Origin of the sequence: Halorubrum kocurii JCM 14978, assembly GCF_000337355.1 — an archaeon.
GTDB classification, from domain to species: Archaea; Halobacteriota; Halobacteria; order Halobacteriales; family Haloferacaceae; genus Halorubrum; species Halorubrum kocurii.
In genome coordinates, this window is record NZ_AOJH01000027.1 from 135,509 (window position 1) to 154,851 (window position 19,343).

Annotated in this window: 21 protein-coding genes; 11 read left to right on the forward strand and 10 right to left on the reverse strand. The window is 69.9% G+C overall.

Features of this window, described 5'->3' with window-relative positions:
- The first annotated feature begins 11 nt into the window (after positions 1-11).
- On the forward strand, positions 12-590 hold the full coding sequence (locus C468_RS03620) for a GTP-dependent dephospho-CoA kinase family protein (protein WP_008847517.1): 579 nt from the start codon (positions 12-14) through the stop codon (positions 588-590).
- Positions 591-631: 41 nt separating this feature from the next.
- On the opposite strand, the gene C468_RS03625 is transcribed toward C468_RS03620, so the two are convergent.
- The gene (locus tag C468_RS03625) at positions 632-1,219 is read right to left on the reverse strand and encodes a hypothetical protein (protein WP_008847518.1); all 588 of its coding nucleotides are present in this window, start codon (positions 1,217-1,219) and stop codon (positions 632-634) included.
- Between the two features lie 159 nt (positions 1,220-1,378).
- Between C468_RS03625 and C468_RS03630 the strand changes: the two genes are divergently transcribed.
- The 4 genes from C468_RS03630 (at position 1,379) to C468_RS19080 (ending at position 4,066) form a co-directional block, all read left to right on the forward strand.
- Positions 1,379-1,687, forward strand: coding sequence for a 30S ribosomal protein S24e (locus C468_RS03630; protein ID WP_008847519.1), 309 nt, complete (start codon positions 1,379-1,381; stop codon positions 1,685-1,687).
- A 10-nt stretch (positions 1,688-1,697) separates the two neighbouring features.
- Positions 1,698-3,446 carry a bifunctional N(6)-L-threonylcarbamoyladenine synthase/serine/threonine protein kinase gene (locus C468_RS03635; protein WP_008847520.1) on the forward strand — a complete coding sequence of 583 codons (1,749 nt, stop codon included), beginning with the start codon at positions 1,698-1,700 and terminating at the stop codon, positions 3,444-3,446.
- 92 nt (positions 3,447-3,538) lie between these two features.
- Positions 3,539-3,832 carry a DUF5808 domain-containing protein gene (locus tag C468_RS03640; RefSeq protein ID WP_008847521.1) on the forward strand — a complete coding sequence of 98 codons (294 nt, stop codon included), beginning with the start codon at positions 3,539-3,541 and terminating at the stop codon, positions 3,830-3,832.
- Between the two features lie 99 nt (positions 3,833-3,931).
- Positions 3,932-4,066, forward strand: a complete 135-nt coding sequence (locus C468_RS19080) for a hypothetical protein (protein WP_008847522.1) — start codon at positions 3,932-3,934, stop codon at positions 4,064-4,066.
- On the opposite strand, the gene C468_RS03645 is transcribed toward C468_RS19080, so the two are convergent.
- The 4 genes from C468_RS03645 to pyrH all read right to left on the reverse strand — a co-directional run bounded on the left by C468_RS03645 (position 4,050) and on the right by pyrH (position 7,882).
- On the reverse strand, positions 4,050-5,054 hold the full coding sequence (locus C468_RS03645; protein WP_008847523.1) for a sensor histidine kinase: 1,005 nt from the start codon (positions 5,052-5,054) through the stop codon (positions 4,050-4,052). The two genes, C468_RS19080 and C468_RS03645, sit on opposite strands and share 17 nt — an antisense overlap.
- A 75-nt stretch (positions 5,055-5,129) precedes the next feature.
- Positions 5,130-5,420, reverse strand: a complete 291-nt coding sequence (locus C468_RS03650; protein ID WP_008847524.1) for a DUF7573 domain-containing protein — start codon at positions 5,418-5,420, stop codon at positions 5,130-5,132.
- Positions 5,421-7,160 carry a lysine--tRNA ligase gene (gene lysS / locus C468_RS03655; RefSeq protein ID WP_008847525.1) on the reverse strand — a complete coding sequence of 580 codons (1,740 nt, stop codon included), beginning with the start codon at positions 7,158-7,160 and terminating at the stop codon, positions 5,421-5,423.
- Complete coding sequence (pyrH, locus tag C468_RS03660; protein ID WP_008847526.1) at positions 7,157-7,882, reverse strand: UMP kinase; 726 nt, start codon at positions 7,880-7,882, stop codon at positions 7,157-7,159. Before pyrH ends, lysS begins: the two co-directional genes overlap by 4 nt.
- Positions 7,883-8,046: 164 nt before the next feature.
- Here pyrH and C468_RS03665 point away from each other — a divergent pair, with 164 nt between their 5' ends.
- The 4 genes from C468_RS03665 to C468_RS03680 all read left to right on the forward strand — a co-directional run bounded on the left by C468_RS03665 (position 8,047) and on the right by C468_RS03680 (position 11,826).
- A complete protein-coding gene (locus tag C468_RS03665; RefSeq protein ID WP_008847527.1) occupies positions 8,047-8,931 on the forward strand; it encodes a molybdopterin synthase in 885 nt (294 codons plus the stop codon).
- Between the two features lie 385 nt (positions 8,932-9,316).
- Complete coding sequence (locus C468_RS03670; RefSeq protein WP_008847528.1) at positions 9,317-9,571, forward strand: DUF7123 family protein; 255 nt, start codon at positions 9,317-9,319, stop codon at positions 9,569-9,571.
- Positions 9,572-9,780: 209 nt separating this feature from the next.
- A complete protein-coding gene (locus C468_RS03675) occupies positions 9,781-10,932 on the forward strand; it encodes a site-2 protease family protein (RefSeq protein ID WP_008847529.1) in 1,152 nt (383 codons plus the stop codon).
- 3 nt (positions 10,933-10,935) lie between these two features.
- A complete protein-coding gene (locus C468_RS03680; protein ID WP_008847530.1) occupies positions 10,936-11,826 on the forward strand; it encodes an FkbM family methyltransferase in 891 nt (296 codons plus the stop codon).
- A gap of 27 nt (positions 11,827-11,853) precedes the next feature.
- Here the strand turns inward: C468_RS03680 and C468_RS03685 are convergent, their stop codons facing one another.
- The 4 genes from C468_RS03685 to C468_RS03700 form a co-directional block, all read right to left on the reverse strand.
- A complete protein-coding gene (locus tag C468_RS03685; protein ID WP_008847531.1) occupies positions 11,854-13,527 on the reverse strand; it encodes an ABC1 kinase family protein in 1,674 nt (557 codons plus the stop codon).
- Positions 13,528-13,530: 3 nt separating this feature from the next.
- Positions 13,531-13,950: an Hsp20/alpha crystallin family protein gene (locus C468_RS03690; RefSeq protein WP_008847532.1), complete on the reverse strand. Its 420-nt coding sequence runs from the start codon at positions 13,948-13,950 to the stop codon at positions 13,531-13,533.
- Between the two features lie 187 nt (positions 13,951-14,137).
- Positions 14,138-14,869, reverse strand: a complete 732-nt coding sequence (locus tag C468_RS03695; protein WP_008847533.1) for a DUF2391 family protein — start codon at positions 14,867-14,869, stop codon at positions 14,138-14,140.
- A gap of 281 nt (positions 14,870-15,150) precedes the next feature.
- On the reverse strand, positions 15,151-15,960 hold the full coding sequence (locus tag C468_RS03700) for an alpha/beta fold hydrolase (RefSeq protein ID WP_008847534.1): 810 nt from the start codon (positions 15,958-15,960) through the stop codon (positions 15,151-15,153).
- 254 nt (positions 15,961-16,214) lie between these two features.
- Here C468_RS03700 and C468_RS03705 point away from each other — a divergent pair, with 254 nt between their 5' ends.
- Entirely contained in the window at positions 16,215-16,466 is a 252-nt protein-coding gene (locus tag C468_RS03705; protein ID WP_008847535.1) for a DUF7127 family protein, read from the forward strand.
- On the forward strand, positions 16,463-18,730 hold the full coding sequence (locus tag C468_RS03710; protein ID WP_008847536.1) for a CDC48 family AAA ATPase: 2,268 nt from the start codon (positions 16,463-16,465) through the stop codon (positions 18,728-18,730). Before C468_RS03705 ends, C468_RS03710 begins: the two co-directional genes overlap by 4 nt.
- 61 nt (positions 18,731-18,791) lie before the next feature.
- Here C468_RS03710 and C468_RS03715 read toward each other — a convergent pair whose 3' ends face one another.
- Positions 18,792-19,031 carry a hypothetical protein gene (locus C468_RS03715; protein WP_008847537.1) on the reverse strand — a complete coding sequence of 80 codons (240 nt, stop codon included), beginning with the start codon at positions 19,029-19,031 and terminating at the stop codon, positions 18,792-18,794.
- Positions 19,032-19,343 lie beyond the last annotated feature (312 nt).

Consider the following 19,343-nt stretch of genomic DNA (forward strand, 5'->3'; position numbering starts at 1 on the left):
CACTTTACCACATGCTCACGCTTCCCGACTCCCTGCGCGACGCGTTCAAGGAACCGCTCGGCCCGGTGACGACCGACGCCGACGAGCTGCTCGCGGCCGCGGCGGAGACCCGCGGCGAGCGGATCGCGCCCGACGCCTCCGTCATCGCGGTTGGGGACGTGGTCACGTACCACCTGCGAGAGGCGGGCCGCGTTCCCGACGTCGCGCTGGTAGACGGAAAGACCGAGCGCGAGGCGGTCGACCCCGCGATCGAGTCAGCGCTCGCGGCCGCTGACGACCGACGAATCGCCGTGGAGAACCCCGCTGCGTCGCTGTCGGTGGAGCTGCTCGAGGCGCTCGGGGAGGCGCTCTCCGACGCCGACCCGGTCATCATCGAGGTGACCGGCGAGGAGGATCTGGCCGCCCTGCCGGCGATCCTCGCCGCGCCCGACGGCGCCAGCGTCGTCTACGGTCAGCCCGGCGAGGGGATGGTCCGCGTCGCGGTCACGCCGGAATCCCGAGCGGAGGCGCGAGAGCTCTTCGAGGCGCTCGACGGCGACGTCGAGGCGGCGTACGAGGCGCTCGGGGCCGCCCCCGAGGACGGTCGGTAGCCGAAGACGGCCGACCCCTGAGATTTTGGAGCCGATCCGCGCTACGTGCGTTCGGCGTGCGCGCTCGACGCAAGCGCCCCGAGGCCGACGGCCAGCGCGGTGATCGCGGTGACCCGCGGCGTGGCGGGGATCGATTCGGCGACGAGGTACGGCTCGATCCCGAGGGCTACCAGCCGCCCGACCGCGTTCGTTCCCCAGTGGCCGCTCGCGAGGAGGACGCCGCCCGAGGCGATTCCCAGCGTCCCGGTGACGAACCCGAACCCCGAGGACGCGTCCTCCGCGGCGATCAGCGTCCACACCCGCGACTCGGGCGGGTCGGGGTGTCGTTCGACGTACAGCGCGACGACGGTGAGCCCGATGCTCGCGATCGCCAGGGCCCCGACACCGATGAGCACGGCCGCCGCGGCGCCGAGGCGGGTCGTCGCCGGGTCCCCGACGAAGTACGCCTCTCGGACGGGCGCCGGGAGCGTCGCCGCTATCGGGCCGACGAGCGCCGCCGACAGCCCGATGACACCGCACCAGCGGAGCTTGGTCCCGACGGAGAGCGGGACGATGACGTGTTTCGACCGCAGGAGGTCGTACCGAGTCCGCTCACCGGGGTCGACGAACGGCTCCGTGTTCTCGGGCATCCCGTGAGGGTTCGTCTCGGTCGAACTAAACCGTGTCTCCGGTGGACGGCTGGCGGGCCGGGTCGTCTCGGATCACGGGCGTGAGGGGAGCGATTCCGGCCTCACCCCCGCTTCGAAATCCTTTTACAGCTTTCGAGGGGATATACGCCTAACTGAACCATGGACGTCGATATCATCTCCGAGGAGGAGAACCCGATGTTGCACCGCACGGACATCCGATTCGAGACGACTCACGAGGAGGCGACGCCCTCCCGTCTCTCGGTCCGCGACTCGCTCGCGGCCAAGCTCGACAAGGCCTCCGAGGAGGTCGTCGTCCACGAGCTGGACACGAAGTTCGGCATGCGCAAGACGGTCGGCTACGCGAAGGTGTACGACAGCGCGGAGGACGCGCTCGACGTCGAACAGGAGTACATGCTCGACCGCAACAAGATCGGCGGCGAGGGCGACGCTGACGCCGAGGAAGCCTAACGCCCGCTAAATGCGCGTTCTCGGCATCGAGGGAACCGCGTGGTGCGCGAGTGCCGCCCTGTACGACGCCGAGACCGACTCCGTTCTCATCGAATCGAACCCGTACGAGCCGGACAGCGGCGGCATTCACCCGCGAGAAGCCGCCGAGCACATGTCCGAGGCGATCCCGGAGGTCGTCGACGCCGTTCTCACCGCGGCTGAGGACCGACACGGTCCCGACGCGATCGACGCGGTCGCCTTCTCAAAGGGCCCGGGACTCGGCCCGTGTCTCCGCATCGTCGGCACCGCCGCCCGATCCCTTGCGGGGGCGCTCGACGTGCCGCTCGTCGGCGTCAACCACATGGTCGCGCACTTAGAGATCGGTCGCCACCGGTCCGGTTTCGAGAACCCGGTGTGTCTGAACGCCTCCGGTGCGAACGCCCACCTGCTCGGGTACCACGGCGGACGCTACCGCGTGCTCGGGGAGACGATGGACGCCGGCGTCGGCAACGCGATCGACAAGTTCACCCGCCACGTCGGCTGGGACCACCCCGGCGGGCCGAAGGTCGAAGCTGCGGCGCGACGGTACGCGGCGGGGAGCGACGGCCCGGACGACCTCCTCGATCTCCCGTACGTCGTCAAGGGGATGGACTTCTCCTTTTCCGGGATCAGCTCCGCGGCGAACGACGCCTCCGACGACGGGGTCCCCGTCGAGGAGATCTGCTTTTCCCTGCAAGAACACGTGTTCGCGATGCTGACGGAGGTCGCCGAGCGCGCCCTCTCGTTGACGGGCGCCGCCGAACTCGTGTTGGGGGGCGGCGTCGCGCAGAACGACCGCCTCCGCGAGATGCTCGGATCGATGTGCGCGGCCCGCGGCGCGGAGTTCCACGCCCCGGAGCCGCGGTTCCTCCGCGACAACGCCGGGATGATAGCCGTGTTGGGCGCGAAGATGGCGGCGGCGGGCGACACGCTCCCGATTCCGGAGTCCGCGATCGACCCGAACTTCCGCCCGGATCAGGTGCCCGTGACGTGGCGGAGCGGCGAGTCGGTCGTCCGCGGTCGTGCCGCCGGAGCGGGCGGCGACGAGACGGACGCCGACCGCCGGGGCGCCGAGGCGACGGTAGAAGTCCTCGCAGGCGGCGGACGCGGAGACGGCGACGACGAGGTGAGCGCCCCCGACGCCGGCCGTCGCGTGATCAAGCGCCGCGTCCCGAAGGCGTACCGTCATCCGGTGCTCGACCGGACGCTCAGGCGCGACCGGACCGTCGCCGAGGCCCGGCTGACGAGCGAGGCGCGCCGGGCGGGCGTGCCGACGCCGCTGGTGTACGACGCGGACGTGCCGAACGCGACGCTGACACTCCAGCACGTCGGCGACCGCGACCTCGCCGCGGCCCTCGAGGGGGGGACCGGCCGCGCGGCGTCGGTGGGCCGTCACCTCGCCCGGCTCCACGCCGCGGGGATCGTTCACGGCGACCCGACCACGCGCAACGTGCGAGTGGCGTCGGAGACGACCGGTGAGGGGTCGACACCACCCGAGAGCGAGGCGCGCGAGGAGACCGCCGCCGACCGAACCGCACTCATCGACTTCGGGCTCGCCTACCACTCCGGCCACGTCGAGGACCACGCGATGGACCTGCACGTGTTCGAGGGGTCGGTCCGCGCGACCGCGGCCGACCCGGAGCCGCTGATCGAGGCGTTCGAGGCCGGGTACGCGGCCGTCGGCGACGACGACGTCCTCGACCGGCTCCGCGACGTGCGGGGGCGTGGGCGGTACCGGTGAGTCGTCGGACCGGAGCCGGCCGAGGCGCCGGTGGTTCTCAGGCGGCGCCGAGCGGCGCCACGCTTTATATCCCCGGCGAGTGATGTACCGGTATGGCAGACAAACCGTCTTCGGGAGAGATCCTCGGGATCCCGTACAACTTCGAGCGGCCGAGCCTCGGCCGGCTGCTCTCGTCGTACTGGCAGCCCGGCAAGGGAATGCTGGTGGAGAAGCCGTTTGGCATCGGCTACACGCTGAATCTCGCGAACTGGCGGTCGTGGATCGTCCTCGCCGTCGCCGGCGGGCTCTACTACCAGCAGACGCAGTCGGCCGGGGCCGTTGACGCGTCCGACGACGAGGCGGACGCGAGCGACGAACCGGTCGAAGTGATCGTCGACGACGACTGACCGCCGTCGGGGGCGGTCGGCTCCCGCTGCCGCGCCTCGATTTTCAATCGCGATTCCGGGACGGATTCTTTTAAATACTAGAACGACATACCGCAAGTAATGAAAGTTCAGTTCGAGTGCTCGTGTTCGGAGGAGATCTCCGAGTTCACCCGCGGGGAAGCGAGCCGCGGGGTCCACGTCGAATGCGGCAACTGCGGCGCGGTGTACGCGGTGACGATCACGGAGCTCGACTAGCGTCGCGCCCCGGATCGCGCTCCCCTGTCGTCACCGGGTCCCCCGTTCCGAACCCGCTTTGCGCCTCGTCCTCGACGCCTTCCGCCGGTGCTGTCGGGCCGTCGGCCGACTCGAACCGGAGCCGGACCGTCGTTCCGTCGTCGGTCGTCTCGAATCCCACCGTTCCGCCCTGCGTCTCGCACATCCACTTGACGAGCCACAACCCGATGCTGCTCGCGTGCGACAGCGGCGTCTCCTCCTCGGCGCGCAACACCGCCCGCTCGTCGTCGGGGATCCCCGGTCCGTTGTCGCGGACCTCCAGACAGGCCGTCGACCCGTTCTCCGTGACGCGGGCGTCGACCCGACGCACGGACTCGTCGTTGTGGGTGACGGCGTTGTCGAATACCTCTCGGATCGGGTACTGGATCGACTCGTCCGCGCGGACCCACGCCTCGGCGGGCGCGTCGACGGTGAGCGCGACGTCCGCGCGGTCGACGCCCGCGGCCGCCTCGCGGACCGCGTCGACGAGGTTGATCCGCCCGCTCGGCGGGGCCGGCGACGCGTCCTCGATGACGCGCAGCTTCTCGCTGATCTCGACCACGTCGTCGGTCGTCTCCCGGATCGTGTCCAGGCACTCCTGCCCCCGCTCGTCGTCGATCCGGTCGGCGAGCAGGTCCGTGTACCCCTGAATGACGTTGAGGTCGTTCCGCACGTTGTGCCGGAACACCCGGCTTAACACCTGCAGCTGCTGGTTCGACGTCTCGAGTTCGCTCTGGGCGGTGAGCGCGCGGCGCCGCTGGTAGGCCGTCGCGCCGTAGACGACCAGCGACGAGGCGAGGACGACGACCCAGCCGCCGACGGCGTCGACCGGCGACCACTCCGGGAGCGACCCGACCGCCGACGCGACCGCGAGGTCGACCGCGACGACAAAAAACGCTCCCACGCAGAGGTACGCGACCGCGAGCTCTCGCGGGGAGCGACCGAAGACGGAGTCGGATTCTAATTTCATTTATATTTTACTAAACCTCAGGTGACTGTCACCGTAAGCAACCACTCTCCGCCCCGACTTAAACCTTGACTCGAATTACCACGCCTTACACTCTGGACAGACGCGGTCGCCGTCGTCGAGCCAGCGGCGCTCGGCGCGTTCGCCGCACCGCTCGCAGTCGGCGCCGTTGGCGGTCCACGTCGCCGTCGACGTCGCGGGCGTCGGAGCGTCGGTGTCAGCGGCGTCGGTGTCAGCGGCGTCGGTATCGGCGGAATCGCTGCCCTCGGAATCGGCGTCCGGGGCGTCGCCGGTCGCCCTCCCGGAATCGGCGTCCGCGGCGTCGCCGGTCGCCCTCCCGAACTCGTCGAGCGAGCGGTCCTCTGGCATCTACGCCTCCCGGCGGAGCCGCGCCACGACGTACTCCCGCTCCAGTTCGCCGAGGAACTCGCCGAGCCGCGGGCCCTGCGTGTCGTCGAAGAAGAGCCGGTAGCCGGCGGCGAAGAAGTCGCTCACTTCCACGTCGTGTGCGCGCGCCGTCTCGTACATCTCCGACTGGATCGCCTCGCCGTCGTGGCCGGCCGCGACGAAGTCGGCGAGGTCGTCGAGCGCGGCCGCGACGGCGTCGTCGAAGTCGGCCTCGGGCAGGTCGGTCTGGAGCCGGTAGTCGTACTCGTTACCGGTGCGTTCGGCCCAGTTCCGCGCCTTCTCGACGCGGGCCAGCGCCGCCTCGACCGCCTCGTCGGAGGCGTCGACGGGGATGTGCCCCTCGTCGCGGGCGAGCCGCTCGCGGAACGCGGGGTCGTCGACCATCCCGAGGACGGCCGCGAAGGTGTACGGGAGCCGCACCGGCTTCTCCGCGGGCGGGTCGTCAGCGCGCCCGACGACGAACGGGTACGCGCGCTCGGCGAAGGCGGTCAGGTCCTCGTCGTCGACCTCGCCGAAGTACGCGCGCTCGAACCGGTCGAAGCGGTCGACGAGCTGGTCGAGCCGCTCGATGTCCAGGTCGCGTGCCTTCTTCGGGTGGAGCGCGAAGAAGTACCGGAGCACCGCGGGTTCGAGCAGTTCGAGCAGCTCGGGGACGGTGACGATGTTCCCGGCCGACGACGAGAGCGGTTCGCCGTTGAGGGTGAACCACTCGTACACCATCGGCACCGGCGGCTCGATCCCGAAGACGTTCCGGGCCACGTCGACGCCCGATGGCCACGACCCCTCCGCGTGGTCCTTCCCGAACGGCTCGAAGTCGACGCCGAGCACTTCCCACTGGCCGGGCCACTCCAGCCGCCACGGGAGCTTGCCCTCGTGGAACGTGGCGGTCCCCTCGTGGCCGCACCCCTCGATGACCTCGTCGCCGACCTCCATGTCGGTGCAGACGTACTCGACGGTCTCGGCGTCGAGGTCGACGCTCGTCACCGTCTCCGTGATCTTCCCGCACTCGGCGCACACGGGGTTGAACGGGACGTACTCGCCGTCGACCTTGTCCTGATACTCCGAGAGCACCTCGCGGACGCCGTCGAGGTCCGAGAGGACGGTTCGCGTCGCGTCGTCGAAGGCGCCGTCGGCGTACAGCTCCGTGTTCGAGACCATCTCGACCGGAATCTCCAGCCGGTCGGCGTCGGTCTTCAGCAGGGCGGCGAAGTGGGCGGCGTACGACTCGCGCTCGCCGAACGGGTCCGGGATCGCGGTGTACGGCTTGCCGAGGTTCCGCCCGAGCGCGCCGGCGTCCACCTCGCCGAGCCCGACGATCTCCCCGTCGGCGTTCGCCAGCTTCCGCGGGAGCTTGCGGAGCGGGTCCTTGTCGTCGGAGGTGAACACCTGTCTGACCTCATGGCCGCGGTCGCGCAGGACTTCCGCGACGAAGTACCCCCGGATGATCTCGTTGAAGTTCCCGAGGTGCGCGACCCCGGAGGGGGAGACGCCGCCCTTGATCACGATCGGCTCGTCGGGGTTGCGCGCCTCGATTTCGTCGGCGACCACGTCGGCCCAGAAGGCCCGGAACCGCTCGCCGTCGCCCTCGTCGTCGGCTCCCGCGGCGCCGTCCGCCTCCCGCGCCTGCTCCGAGAGGATGTGCGGAGAGTCGTCGGCCGGCGGGGAGCCGTCGCCGTCGGCGTCCGCGTCGTCGACGCTCATGCGTCGCTCGCCCCCGTCCAGTAGGTCGGCTCGTCGCTTCCGCCGGGGACCACGTCGGTGCCGGTGTGCTCGCCGCGGAGCACGGCGTCGACGACCGCGCTCGGGTCGGTACCGTCGAGAACGATCGACCGGATACCCGCCCGGTCGATCAGCTTGGCCGCGAGCAGGTCGACGGGCGCCGACGCGCCCGCGTTCCGGCTCATCGGGAGAACGACGTCGACGAGCTCCGCCGGCGACATCGACTCGAACTGGGTCGCGTCGTCGTCGGCGTTGGGGTCGGCGTCGTACACGCCGTCGGCGCTCGTCGCGTACACGAGCAGGTCCGCGTCGACCGACTCCGCGAACGCGGCGGCGACTGCGTCGGTGGTCTGCCCTGGCGTCACCCCGCCCATCACGGCGACCTCCTCGCGGCGGAGGGCGGCGGCGGCCTCGTCGTATCCCGTCGCCGGCGAGAGGTTCGCGCTGCCGTCGAGCGCGGCTATCAGCAGCCGGGCGTTGAGCCGGGTCGTCCCGATACCGAGCTGGTCGAGCTCGACCTCGTTGGCGCCCAGGTCGCGCGCCGTCTCGATGTACTCGCGCGCGACGCCGCCCCCGCCGACGACGACGCCGACCTCGCAGCCGTCGGTCGACAGCCGCTCGATCGCCTCGGCGTACGCGGCCACCCGGCCGGGGTCCAGATCGGGTGCGAGCACGCTCCCACCGATAGAAACGACGACTCTCATTACCGTCGAATATCCCTGTCGCGGTCTTAAGGATTATCAAGCGGGACAGGCGGTGACGGCGACGACGGCGGGTCGCCCCGGCGGGGACCGGCACGGCTCGGACGGGGGCGGTGAGTCCGGCTGCGCCGGGAAACCCCTAAGCCGCTCGCAGCCCGCTCTCGGGTATGCAACCGATATCGATCGTCGGCGCGGGAGCGACCGACCTCGCGGGGTCGCTCGCGAACCGGCTCGACGGGCGAGTGGCGGTCGTCGACTGCGGGGGAGGCGACGACGAGGGCGGCGACGTCCCCGGTCGGACGATCGGCTCCGAGACGACCGACGGGGGTGTCGCGGACGACCGGCGCGGATCCGGTGACGACGGAGGGCCGGCGACGGCCGCACACACGACGATCGCGCTCGGCGCGGACGGCTCGTGGACGGGGCGCGGCCGCGTCGGCGGGCTCGACGACCTCCTCGACGGGCTCGCCCCGGACCACGACTACCTCGTCGCTGTCGGCGAGTCTCGCCTGCGCGTGCCGACGGTCCTGCTCGGCGCGGACCCGGAGCGGTCGGACGTTCCCGGACCCGTCGTCACCGCCGCCGCCGCGCCCGACGAGGTCGACGTGGACCGACTCGTGGCGGACCTGGCCGACTCGGAGCCGTGGATCACCCGGGAGGCGCTCGTCCGGCGCGTGGAGGCGTCCGCGAACGCGGATCGCGCCGGAGCCGTCGCGACGTTCACCGGGCGCGTCCGCGCGCGAGACGCCCCGGGCGACGAGCTGACGACCCATCTCGCGTTCGAGAAGTACGAGGGGGTCGCCGCGGAGCGGATGGACGCCATCGCGACCGAGTTAGCGGAGCGCGACGGGGTGTTCGAGGTCCGGATGCACCACCGGACGGGCGTTATCGAGGCGGGCGAGGACATCGTGTTCGTCGTCGTCCTCGCGGGACACCGCCGGGAGGCGTTCCGGACCGTCGAGGACGGAATCGACCGGCTGAAAGACGAGGTGCCGATATTCAAGAAGGAGGCCACGGAGGCCGAGGAGTTCTGGGTCCACCGGCGGGAGTAGGTGCGCCGGCGGTGCGACCGGCGACGATGCCGCGATGGTGCCGCGACGACGCGCCGGCGGTGCCACGACGACGCGCCACGACCGCCCGGAATGCGCCCGCCTGACGCGCGCGGACGAACGCTTCGGGCGCCCGGTTATCGCAATTGTTGCCGTTAACGAGTCGCTAGCTGCGTCGGCGGCCCCGTATCCGACCGACGAACTCTGATCCGGATCGAACTGTTCTCTGAGGATTATAAAATGTCTAGCGGGCTCTGAAACGTTTGTGAACGGTCTGTCTGACACCTTTTAGTTTCTTCTCTCGGCCTGAAACGCCATGAAAGCCGCTGAACACCCCCCAACGGTCTTACCTTTATAACACCCTTCGGGGGTAAGCAGGGAGTGTACCATGAGCGCGACTGCAACCCCCTCCACGACCACGACCGACGACCTCAGCAAGGAAGAGCGGCTGAAGCGGTACCTGCTCGAGCGCGCCGAGGACGGCGAGATGTACTTCAAAGGGAAGTTCATCTCCGAGGACGTCGAGCTCTCGCCGAAGGAGATCGGCGCCCTGATGGTGAAGCTCCGCGACTCCGCCACGGAGCTCACCGTCGAGAAGTGGTCGTACACGGGCGCGACGACCTGGCGCGTCGAGCCCGCCTGACCGCCGGACCCGTTCCCAGAACAGCGCGCTCTCGCGCGTCCCCGCACAGCACGCCGATGACGAGACGGCGGTTCCCCTTCCCGATCCCCGCTTCCCCCCGAGGTGCGGCTCCTCCGTCCTCGGTTCCCCGCTGACTGCCCTCCGCAGCGATCGAGGCGCGCGCTTCGCCCGACGCGGGGTTTATACTCACCGACCAGTTACCACAGACGATGTCAGAACACGAGGACGGGGAGCCGTCGGGAGCGTCCGACGTTCCGCGTCCGGAAGCGCTCCGGACGTTCTTCCGAGTCGACGAGGTTCGCCGGGAGGGCGACCGCGTTCGGTACGTCGGGGAGTCGTACGTCCCGGAGCGCACGCTGTTGCGGAAGCTGGTCCCGGAGTTCCGGGACGCCGGATACGATGTCGACGTCGAGCGCGTCGAGGACGGTCAGGTCGTCGTCGCGACGCCCTTCGGTCAGGGACGGGACGGGATCCCGTGGGTCAACGTCGCCATGTTCGCGGCGACGGTCGTGTCGACGCTGTTCGTGGGCGCGTACGGCTGGTACTACGTCGGCTGGGAGGAGATCGCCGCGAACCCGCTGACCATGCTTCGGGCGTGGCCGTTCACGGCCGCGGTGCTCGGCGTTCTGATGACCCACGAGCTCGGCCACTACGTCGCGGGGCGGTACCACGGCGTCGACGTCTCGTTGCCGTACGTCATCCCGTTCATCTTCCCGTTCGGGACGCTCGGAGCCATCATTCGGATGCGGGGGCGGATGCCCTCTCGGAAGGCCCTGTTCGACATCGGCGTCGCCGGCCCGATCGCGGGGCTGGTCGCGACGGTCGTCGTCACCGCGATCGGGCTCTCGCTCGACCCGATCCGCGTCCCGGCCGAGCTCGCGAACGCCTCCGGGTCGGTGATCCGGTTCAACAACCCGCCCCTGCTGGGAATCATCGCCGACGTCATCGGCCAGCCGACGGCGTACGACGACCCGGGCCTCACCGCCCACCCGGTGGTGATCGGCGGCTGGGTGGGGATGTTCTTCACCCTGCTCAACCTCCTGCCGGTCGGCCAGCTCGACGGGGGCCACATGGTCCGGGCGATGCTCGGCCCGCGGCAGGAGACGATCGCGGCGTTGGTCCCGGGCGCGCTCTTCTCGATCGCCGCGTACCTCTACTTCTGGCGCGGGTTCGGGATCGACCAGTCGGTGGGGCTGTGGGCGTTCTGGGGCGTGTTCTCGCTCGTGATCGCCTTCAACGGTCCCGCGAACCCCGCCGACGAGGACCGGCTCGGGTGGCCGCGGCTCGCCGTCGGGCTCGGGACGTTCGCCGTCGGGGCGCTCTGCTTCCTCCTCGTCCCGATCGAAGTCGTCTCCTCCTGACCGATGATCGCGGCACGCGAGCGGGTCGAGCGGGTCGGATTCCGGCTGTTGTACAGACTCGCCGATCTAACCTACGCGATCGGAATCGCCACGCCGAAGCGGAGCGTCGCCGGGACGTACTGGAGCTACGAGCCGACCAACCCGCACGGAGACGACCCCGGACTGGCCGCGCTCGACGCGCTCCCCGACGACGCGACGGTCGTCGACGCGGGGGCGCACGTCGGTGAACACGCGATTCCGCTCGCTCTCGGCACCGAGAGGCGCGTGATCGCCGTCGAGCCGAACGGCGAGAGCGCCGATCGGCTCGTCCGCAACGCGCGACGAAACGGACTGCCGGTGAGCGACGGCGACACCGAGCGCGGTCTCGACGGGAACACCGCCGAACGCTCCGCCTCCGACGGCGCCGGCGCGATCGACCTCCGACGCGCCGGACTGGGCGACGCGACCGCGACCCTGTCGTTTCACCGGTCGACCTTCTCGAAGCTCTCCGCGTTCGACCGCGACCGCGCGACCCGCTGGGGGGCCGAGGTCGCCGGAACCGAGGTGACGCCGATCAGGCGCCTCGACGACCTCGTCCGGGGGATCGGCGGCGGGCGCGGCGTCGCCGGGGCCAAGGACAGCGCTGGCGGCGACCGCGACGCCGCCACGACCGCCGACCGTGCCTGTGCCGTCCCGCCCCCGGACGCGATCAAGATCGACGTCGAGGGACGCGAAGGGGCCGTGCTCCGCGGGGCGGAGCGAACGATCGGCGCGTACCGCCCGCTGTTGGTCGTCGAGGTACACGACGGCGGCCCCGAGGGAGCCGACGCGCGTCGCGAGGCGCTGCGCGCGTGGCTCACCGAGCGCGGGTACGCGATCGAACCGGCCGGGGACGTCTGGATCTGTCGAGGGTAGCTCCGACGCCGGTCCGGTCGGGGTTCGTCAGTCCTCGCGCCGGTTCTTCATGCCCTGTCTGGTGAACTGGGGCGTGGTCCGAAGTCCGCGTTTCTTCCGGAACGAGCGGTAGAGCGCGATCGCAAGCGGGACCGCGAGCAGGAGCACGACGCCCGCGAGCCGCCACGCGTCGGCGAACGAGTAGAGGATCGTCGCGGAGAGGACGCCGACCGCGAGCAGCACCGAGTAGGCGATCCGCATCGCGAGCTTGTCGAGGACGTTCGAGTCGTCCTCGATCGTGACGTCGACGTGGAGGTCGCCGCGGTTCGCCCGCTCGAGGAAGTCGTCGGCCTTCGGCGGAACCGTGAACAGCGCCTCCGCCGTCCGCTGGGCCTGCCGCCCCGCGTCCTCGGCGAGGTCGCGCGCGGTCTGCTCGTAGTACCCCTCGTCCTTGAGGTACTCCGTCGCGGTCGAGATGAAGTCGAACTCGGGGTCGAGCGTGACGCAGACCCCCTCGACGACGGTGGCGACGCGCAACACGAGCGCGAGGTTCGGCGGGAGCCGGAGGGGGAACTCGTAGATGGTCGACTCCACCTGCTCGATGATCTGGTTCACCTGGTACTGCTCGATGTCCTCGCCGCTGGCGTCGGCGATGGCCAACTCCATCACGTTCCCCATCACCTCGCGGTCCGCCTCGGGCGAGAGGGTGCCCATCGCGATCAGCGTGTCGAGGATGCCGTCGATGTCCTGCCGGGCGACCGCGACGTAGAAGTCGACGATCTTCTCCTGAATGAACGGGTCCACTCGCCCCGCCATCCCGAAGTCGTAGAAGATCACTCGCCCGGACTCGTCGACGGCGAGGTTCCCCGGATGGGGGTCGGCGTGGAACACGCCGTCCTCGATGATCATCTGGAGGTACACCTCCTGGAGCGTCTCGGCGATGGCGTTCCGGTCGATCCCCGACTCGTCGAGGGCGGCGACGTCGCTGATCTTGGTTCCGGGGATGTACTCCATCGTGAGCACGCGCGGGCCGGAGACCGCCTCGAAGGCGGTGGGGATCCGGATCCGGTCCTCCTCGGCGAAGTTGGCGCGGATCTCCTCGAGCATCTCGCGCTCGCGCTTGTAGTCCATCTCCTCGCGGATCGTCTTCGCGAACTCGTCAGCGAGGTTCTCCAAGGAGAATGCCCGCCCGCTGCCGATGAACCGGCGAACCAGCGGGATCGACCACCGGATCGTCCGGAGGTCGGCCTCGACGAGCGACTCGATCCCCGGCCGGCGGACCTTCACCGCCACGTCGGTCCCCTCGTAGCGGGCGGTGTACACTTGGCCCAGGCTCGCGCCGCTTATCGGCTCGCGGTCGAAGTCGTCGAACGTCTCGTCGACGGGGCCGAACTCGTCTTCGAGGACGGTCTTCGACTCCTCCCACGGGGCCGGCGGGACGTCGTCTTGGAGTCCCTCCAGCACCTCGATGTAGGCAGGCGGGAGGATGTCCGGTCGCGTCGAGAGGATCTGCCCGAGCTTGATGAACGTCGGGCCCAGCGTGAGCAGGATGTCGAGGAGGACCGCGGCGCGCTCGCGCTGCGTCTCGGCGTCGACCTCGCGCCCGCGGCCGAACAGGAAGAACCGTTTCCGGTCTCGCCAGTAGGCGACGATCAGCGGCGAGAACTGCCGCATGACCACGACAAACCGCCAGTAAGCGCGGAGGTTGACCAGCGTGACCACCCGTCAGGCGTCGCCGTCGCCAGCCGCCGTCTCGTCGCCGGCTCCCTCGGTGTCGGCGCCGGCGTCCTCGGCCTCGTCGACCGGGATCGTGCGGGAGGCGCCGCCCGTCCGCTTGGGGATCGTCACTTCGAGGACCCCGCGGTCCATCTCGGCGTCGGCGCCGCTACCGTCCGCGTCGCCGGGGAGGGGAAGTTCGGCGTCGAGGAACAGCGGCCGGTCCTCGCGCACGTAGCGGAACCCCTCGGGAACTCCCTTCTCGCGGCGCCCTTCGATGACGATCCGGCCGTCTTCGGCGAGCACCTCGGTGGTCTCGGCAGTGGCGCCCGGGAGGTCGACGACGAGCACGTAGCCCTCGTCGGATTCGAGCAGATCCGCAAACACCGCGTCCGGGAGGTCCCGGAGCGCGTCACGTAGCGCTGACATAAAGACGGGTACGGTCGCCGAAGCGAAAAAGGTGTGGAAAGGGGGGTCGGTTCGTCTCGGTGAGGGCGGTCGTCACGGACGCCAGTCGCTGCAGTCGTCGCGGACGCCAGTCGCTGCAGTCGTCACGGACCTCAGTCGCTGCGGTCGGAGTTGAGGACCTCAGTCGCTGCGGTCGGAGTTGAGGACCTCAGTCGCTGCGGTCGAAGTCGAGGTCGAACTCGCTGATGTCTTCGCCCTGCGACTCGCCGGGAATGATGTCGCCGAGCCCGGCGCCGAACGCGGCCGCGGCCCACACGACGAGCACGCGACCCGCGCGCTCGCCCGCCGTCGGATCGCCCTCGTGGAGCCGCCCCCACAGGAGCAGCATGAACGCCGAGGTGAGGAGGGAGACCGACAACACGCCGGCGTACCGCCGCGGGACCACCCCGAGGATCGGGTGCGAGATCTCGATCTGCCGGAAGTCGGCGAAGTAGAGCAGTCCGGCGGTCATGACCAGCACGAACCCCACGTGGGCGACCAGGAAGACGGGCACGCCGCCGACCGTGGCCGCGGCGAACCACGCGGCGATCTCGAAGACGCCGCCCTCCACGAGCAGGGGGAGCGAAAAGAGGACCGACCCCACGAACGCCTCCGCCATGTCGCGAGAGGTGTACTTCGTGATCCGGGTCGTGAACGCCGAGCTCCCCGGCATCCGCTCGACGAGCGAGATCGTCTGACGCACCTTCTCGCGCTCGTGGTCCTCGTCGACGGCGTCGCGTAACGCGGTGAGCGTCGCGAGCAGGTCGTTGATGTCCGGGTCCGAAGGGACGTGAGCCGAGGCGTCGCCGCGCTCGTCGGGTCCGTCGCCGGGGTCGAGGCCGTTATCGCGGGCAGGGCCGCCATCGGCGGCGGGACCGTCACCTGAGCCGGGGCCGTCCATTGCAGTTCGATCGCGACCGATATTTAAAAAGGATGACGGCGGTCGGCCGGACGCCCCGGCGAACGACTTAAGTAATGGCGGGTGTTAACGTATAACACGGGGTGAGTACAGAGAGCATCCGAGACCGAAACCGACAGCAGTCGACGGTCGGGAGGTATCGCGTCGAGTTCTGTCCAGACCGCTTCCAGACGCGGGCCGCGTCTCCGTCCCGAGGCGCGCCCCGGACGATCGCTTCGCTCGCCGTACCCTTTTAAATCGTCTCGACACCGACGAGCCCCGACTCAGTCGTCAGTACGCTTCTCTCGCGAGATCCGCGAGCAGAACGCCGCGAGCGCCGCGTTGAACGCCGTCGGTCGCTCGAGCATTGCGAGGTGCGCGGCGCCCTCGATCACCGCGCGCTCGCAGTCGTCGATCCGGTCAGCGAGGTAGTCGTGGTACTCCACGGGCGTGAGCTCGTCGTGCTCGCCGACGACCGCGAGCGACGGGACAGCGATCTCGTCGAGCCGATCGCGGACGTCGAAGGCGTGACAGGCGCGGAAGTCGCGTTCGGTGACGGCGCGCCCGCAGTCGCGCATCCCGGCGCGCGACAGTTCGACGTGCTCCGGCGGCGCGTCGTGGAACAGCCGGTCGGGCTCGTGAAGCAGCTCGATCGCCCGGTCGAAGTCGGTCGCGAGAGCCTCGCGGAGGGGCTCGGCGACGGCGAGCTTCGCGCCCGTGCCCGCGAGGACGAGGCCATCCAGCGCCAGGTCGCGCTCGAGGGCGACCCGGAGCGCGACGGCGCCGCCCAGCGAGTTCCCGCAGAGGACGCTCGCGCCCGTCTCCGCCGCCACGGCGACCGCGTCGTCCGCGTACGCCGCGAGCGCCCTGGAGCCGGACGCGCCGCCGCCGCCGTCGGCGTCGATATCGTCGCTGTCGCCGTGACCGGAGAGGTCGAGCGCGACGACCGGGAACCGGTCGCTCAGGCGCGCCTGCGCCTTCCAGACGTCCTTGCTCCCGCCGCTGCCGTGGACGAAACAGACCGTCGGTCCGTCGCCGCCGCGGTCGGAGACCCGGTAGGCCGTGTCGCGGCCGTGGTGCGTGACCCGCTCCATGGCGGTTGGTCCCGCGCGCCGCTCATAAAGGTCGCCGCCGACGCCGGGCCGACGACCGCCGGCGCCCTCGGCCTCACGGCAGGCGACGACCCCGCGCTGCGGGCCGGCGCGTTCGGCCGTTCCGGTCGGGTCCCCCCGTTCGCGTTCGGCGTGAACACCCCGAACCGCAACACAACCGATACGCCGACAATATCTCACGTCATGCGGTTTTCAGCGATGCATTTAAATACACCCGCGCCTAACTTGTAGTTAGCATGAATCACCAACAGACCCGATCGACCGGCGACGGCGCGCTGCTCCGCCGGTACGAGTACGAGGACGGGTGGGTCGTCGCCGCCGATCTGGGCGCCGACGCCGAACACGTCTCCGTCGACACCGTCGGCGAGACCGCGATCGTCGTGATCGAGGGCGACGGCGAGCCGGTCGAGTCGGAGTTCGACCTCCCGGGCGAGGCCGACTCGGTCGCCGTCGAGAACGGCGTTATCACCGTGGAGGGTCAGCGATGAAACTCACCGTCAGGCCCCTCAAGCAGAAGGACGCCGGGCGCCGCCTCGCGGCGATCGACCGCGTCGCCGCCGACGAGCTCGGGCTCTCCGGCGGAGACATCGTCCGCGTCGAGGGACCGGACGGGGCCGCGATCGCCCGCGTCTGGCCCGGCTACCCCGAGGACGACGGGACCGGCATCGTGCGCATCGACGGTCGCCTCCGGCAGGAGGCCAACGTCGGGATCGACGACCGCGTGACCGTCGAGGACGTCGACGTCTCGCGGGCGGAGTCCGTGACGATCGCGTTCCCGAGCCAGCTCCGCGTCCGCGGGCAGATCGCGCCGTTCATCCGCGACAAGCTCTCCGGGCAGCCGGTGACCGAGGGGCAGACGATCCGCACGTCGATGGGCTTCGGCCTGATGGGCGGCCAGTCGCAGGCGGTGCCGATGAAGGTCGCTTCGACGACCCCCTCGGGGACGGTCGTCATCACCGACGACACCGAGATCGAGATCTCCGAGGTTCCCGCCGAGGAGCTGACCAAGCCGAGCGGCGACGGCGACGGGGCGAGCGAGGGCCCGGACGTCACCTACGAGGACATCGGCGGGCTCGACAGCGAGCTCGAACAGGTCCGCGAGATGATCGAGCTGCCGATGCGGCACCCGGAGCTGTTCAAGCGGCTCGGCATCGACCCGCCGAAGGGCGTTCTGCTCCACGGGCCGCCGGGCACCGGGAAGACGCTGATCGCGAAGGCCGTCGCCAACGAGATCGACGCCAACTTCCACACCATCTCCGGCCCGGAGATCATGTCGAAGTACTACGGCGAGTCGGAGGAGAAGCTCCGTGAGGTGTTCGAGGAGGCGTCCGATGAGTCGCCCGCGATCATCTTCATGGACGAGCTCGACTCCATCGCGCCCAAGCGCGAGGATGCCGGCGGCGACGTGGAGCGCCGCGTCGTGGCCCAGCTGCTCTCGCTGATGGACGGGCTCGAGGAGCGCGGCGAGGTCGTCGTCATCGGCGCGACCAACCGCGTCGACGCGATCGACCCCGCGCTCCGGCGCGGCGGCCGGTTCGACCGCGAGATCGAGGTCGGCGTCCCCGACCGCGACGGCCGCAAGGAGATCCTGCAGGTCCACACGCGGAACATGCCGCTGGTCGACGAGATCGACTTAGACGAGTACGCCGACAACACCCACGGCTTCGTCGGCGCGGACTTGGAGTCGCTGGCGAAGGAGTCGGCGATGCACGCGCTGCGGCGCATCCGCCCCGAGATCGACCTCGAGAGCGACGAGATCGACGCCGACGTGCTGAACTCCATCCAGGTCACGGAGTCCGACTTCAAGGAGGCGATGAAGGGGATCGAACCCTCCGCGCTGCGCGAGGTGTTCGTCGAGGTCCCCGACGTGAGCTGGGACCAGGTCGGCGGCCTGGAGGACACCAAAGAGCGGCTCCGCGAGACGATCCAGTGGCCGCTCGAGTACCCCGAGGTGTTCGAGGAGCTCGACATGCAGGCCGCCAAGGGCGTCCTGATGTACGGCCCGCCGGGCACGGGGAAGACCCTGCTCGCCAAGGCGGTCGCCAACGAGGCGGAGTCGAACTTCATCTCGATCAAGGGGCCCGAGCTGCTGAACAAGTTCGTGGGCGAGTCCGAGAAGGGCGTCCGCGAGGTGTTCAGCAAGGCCCGCGAGAACGCGCCGACGATCGTGTTCTTCGACGAGATCGACTCGATCGCGACCGAGCGCGGCAAGAACTCCGGCGACTCCGGCGTCGGCGAGCGCGTCGTCTCCCAGCTGCTGACGGAGCTCGACGGGCTCGAGTCGCTGGAGGACGTGGTCGTCATCGCGACGACGAACCGCCCGGACCTCATCGACTCGGCGCTGCTCCGGCCCGGCCGGCTGGACCGCCACGTGCACGTCCCCGTGCCGGACGAGGACGCGCGCCGGAAGATCCTGGAGGTCCACACCCGGGACAAGCCGCTGGCCGACGACGTCGACCTCGACGCGATCGCCCGGAAGACCGAGGGCTACGTCGGCGCCGACATCGAGGCGGTGGCCCGCGAGGCGTCCATGAACGCCTCCCGGGAGTTCATCGGCAGCGTGTCGCGCGAGGAGGTGGGCGAGTCCGTGAGCAACGTCCGCGTGACGATGCAGCACTTCGAGGACGCGCTCGACGAGGTGAACCCGAGCGTCACTCCCGAGACGCGCGAGCGCTACGACGAGATCGAAAAGCAGTTCCGGCGGTCGGAGGTCGACCGCGCGGAGACCGAACCCGGCACGGCGTTCCAGTAGATCGGAGCGGGAGTCGGACCGCGCCGGTCGCTCCGAACCGGTCGGGAGCGGTGTTCGCGTTTCAGATCAGTCCGACCGTCGACAGCAGGAAGAACGCGGCGACGACGACGATGCCGATCGTGACGAGCCGCCACGCGAGCTTCAACACGAACTTTCCGACGATGATGATCAGCGCGACAGCGACCAGCGCGACGAGTAGCTGTCCCGGCTGACTGGCGAGGAGCCCGGCCTGTACGGGAAGCGACGATGCCAAGGCGGCGAGCGATGCGGTCATGTCCGGGCCCACGGCGAGGCCGGGCATAAGCTTGTGGGGACGGGGTCGACCGGTTCGGTTATCTGATTCTGATAGGTTTGTGGCGAGAACCGCGGCAAAGCCCGACGATCGATCACCGGTGTGGCGGCTGCGGGGCCGACGACGCACGCCGTTCCCGCGGAAATTCTCGGGAGACAACCCCCCTTCTGTTCCGGTGGGGAGGCGTTGTCTTGTCGCGGTTTTTCCGATCGCGGATCAGTTTCACTCCGGTCTGGCTACGCTTATGTGTCCGGAGTCCCTGCATAACCGACGTACCCGAATCCAGCCTCAGACGCGCGGAACGAACTTGCATAACGAATC

Excerpts from the sequence above, each read along its gene's own strand:
- C468_RS03620 (WP_008847517.1), top strand. The coding sequence starts at position 12 with ATGCTCACGCTTCCCGACTCCCTGCGCGACGCGTTCAAGGAACCGCTC.
- C468_RS03625 (WP_008847518.1), bottom strand. The coding sequence starts at position 1,219 with ATGCCCGAGAACACGGAGCCGTTCGTCGACCCCGGTGAGCGGACTCGG.
- C468_RS03630 (WP_008847519.1), top strand. The coding sequence starts at position 1,379 with ATGGACGTCGATATCATCTCCGAGGAGGAGAACCCGATGTTGCACCGC.
- C468_RS03635 (WP_008847520.1), top strand. The coding sequence starts at position 1,698 with ATGCGCGTTCTCGGCATCGAGGGAACCGCGTGGTGCGCGAGTGCCGCC.
- C468_RS03640 (WP_008847521.1), top strand. The coding sequence starts at position 3,539 with ATGGCAGACAAACCGTCTTCGGGAGAGATCCTCGGGATCCCGTACAAC.
- C468_RS19080 (WP_008847522.1), top strand. The coding sequence starts at position 3,932 with ATGAAAGTTCAGTTCGAGTGCTCGTGTTCGGAGGAGATCTCCGAGTTC.
- C468_RS03645 (WP_008847523.1), bottom strand. The coding sequence starts at position 5,054 with ATGAAATTAGAATCCGACTCCGTCTTCGGTCGCTCCCCGCGAGAGCTC.
- C468_RS03650 (WP_008847524.1), bottom strand. The coding sequence starts at position 5,420 with ATGCCAGAGGACCGCTCGCTCGACGAGTTCGGGAGGGCGACCGGCGAC.
- lysS (WP_008847525.1), bottom strand. The coding sequence starts at position 7,160 with ATGAGCGTCGACGACGCGGACGCCGACGGCGACGGCTCCCCGCCGGCC.
- pyrH (WP_008847526.1), bottom strand. The coding sequence starts at position 7,882 with ATGAGAGTCGTCGTTTCTATCGGTGGGAGCGTGCTCGCACCCGATCTG.
- C468_RS03665 (WP_008847527.1), top strand. The coding sequence starts at position 8,047 with ATGCAACCGATATCGATCGTCGGCGCGGGAGCGACCGACCTCGCGGGG.
- C468_RS03670 (WP_008847528.1), top strand. The coding sequence starts at position 9,317 with ATGAGCGCGACTGCAACCCCCTCCACGACCACGACCGACGACCTCAGC.
- C468_RS03675 (WP_008847529.1), top strand. The coding sequence starts at position 9,781 with ATGTCAGAACACGAGGACGGGGAGCCGTCGGGAGCGTCCGACGTTCCG.
- C468_RS03680 (WP_008847530.1), top strand. The coding sequence starts at position 10,936 with ATGATCGCGGCACGCGAGCGGGTCGAGCGGGTCGGATTCCGGCTGTTG.
- C468_RS03690 (WP_008847532.1), bottom strand. The coding sequence starts at position 13,950 with ATGTCAGCGCTACGTGACGCGCTCCGGGACCTCCCGGACGCGGTGTTT.
- C468_RS03695 (WP_008847533.1), bottom strand. The coding sequence starts at position 14,869 with ATGGACGGCCCCGGCTCAGGTGACGGTCCCGCCGCCGATGGCGGCCCT.
- C468_RS03700 (WP_008847534.1), bottom strand. The coding sequence starts at position 15,960 with ATGGAGCGGGTCACGCACCACGGCCGCGACACGGCCTACCGGGTCTCC.
- C468_RS03705 (WP_008847535.1), top strand. The coding sequence starts at position 16,215 with ATGAATCACCAACAGACCCGATCGACCGGCGACGGCGCGCTGCTCCGC.
- C468_RS03710 (WP_008847536.1), top strand. The coding sequence starts at position 16,463 with ATGAAACTCACCGTCAGGCCCCTCAAGCAGAAGGACGCCGGGCGCCGC.
- C468_RS03715 (WP_008847537.1), bottom strand. The coding sequence starts at position 19,031 with ATGCCCGGCCTCGCCGTGGGCCCGGACATGACCGCATCGCTCGCCGCC.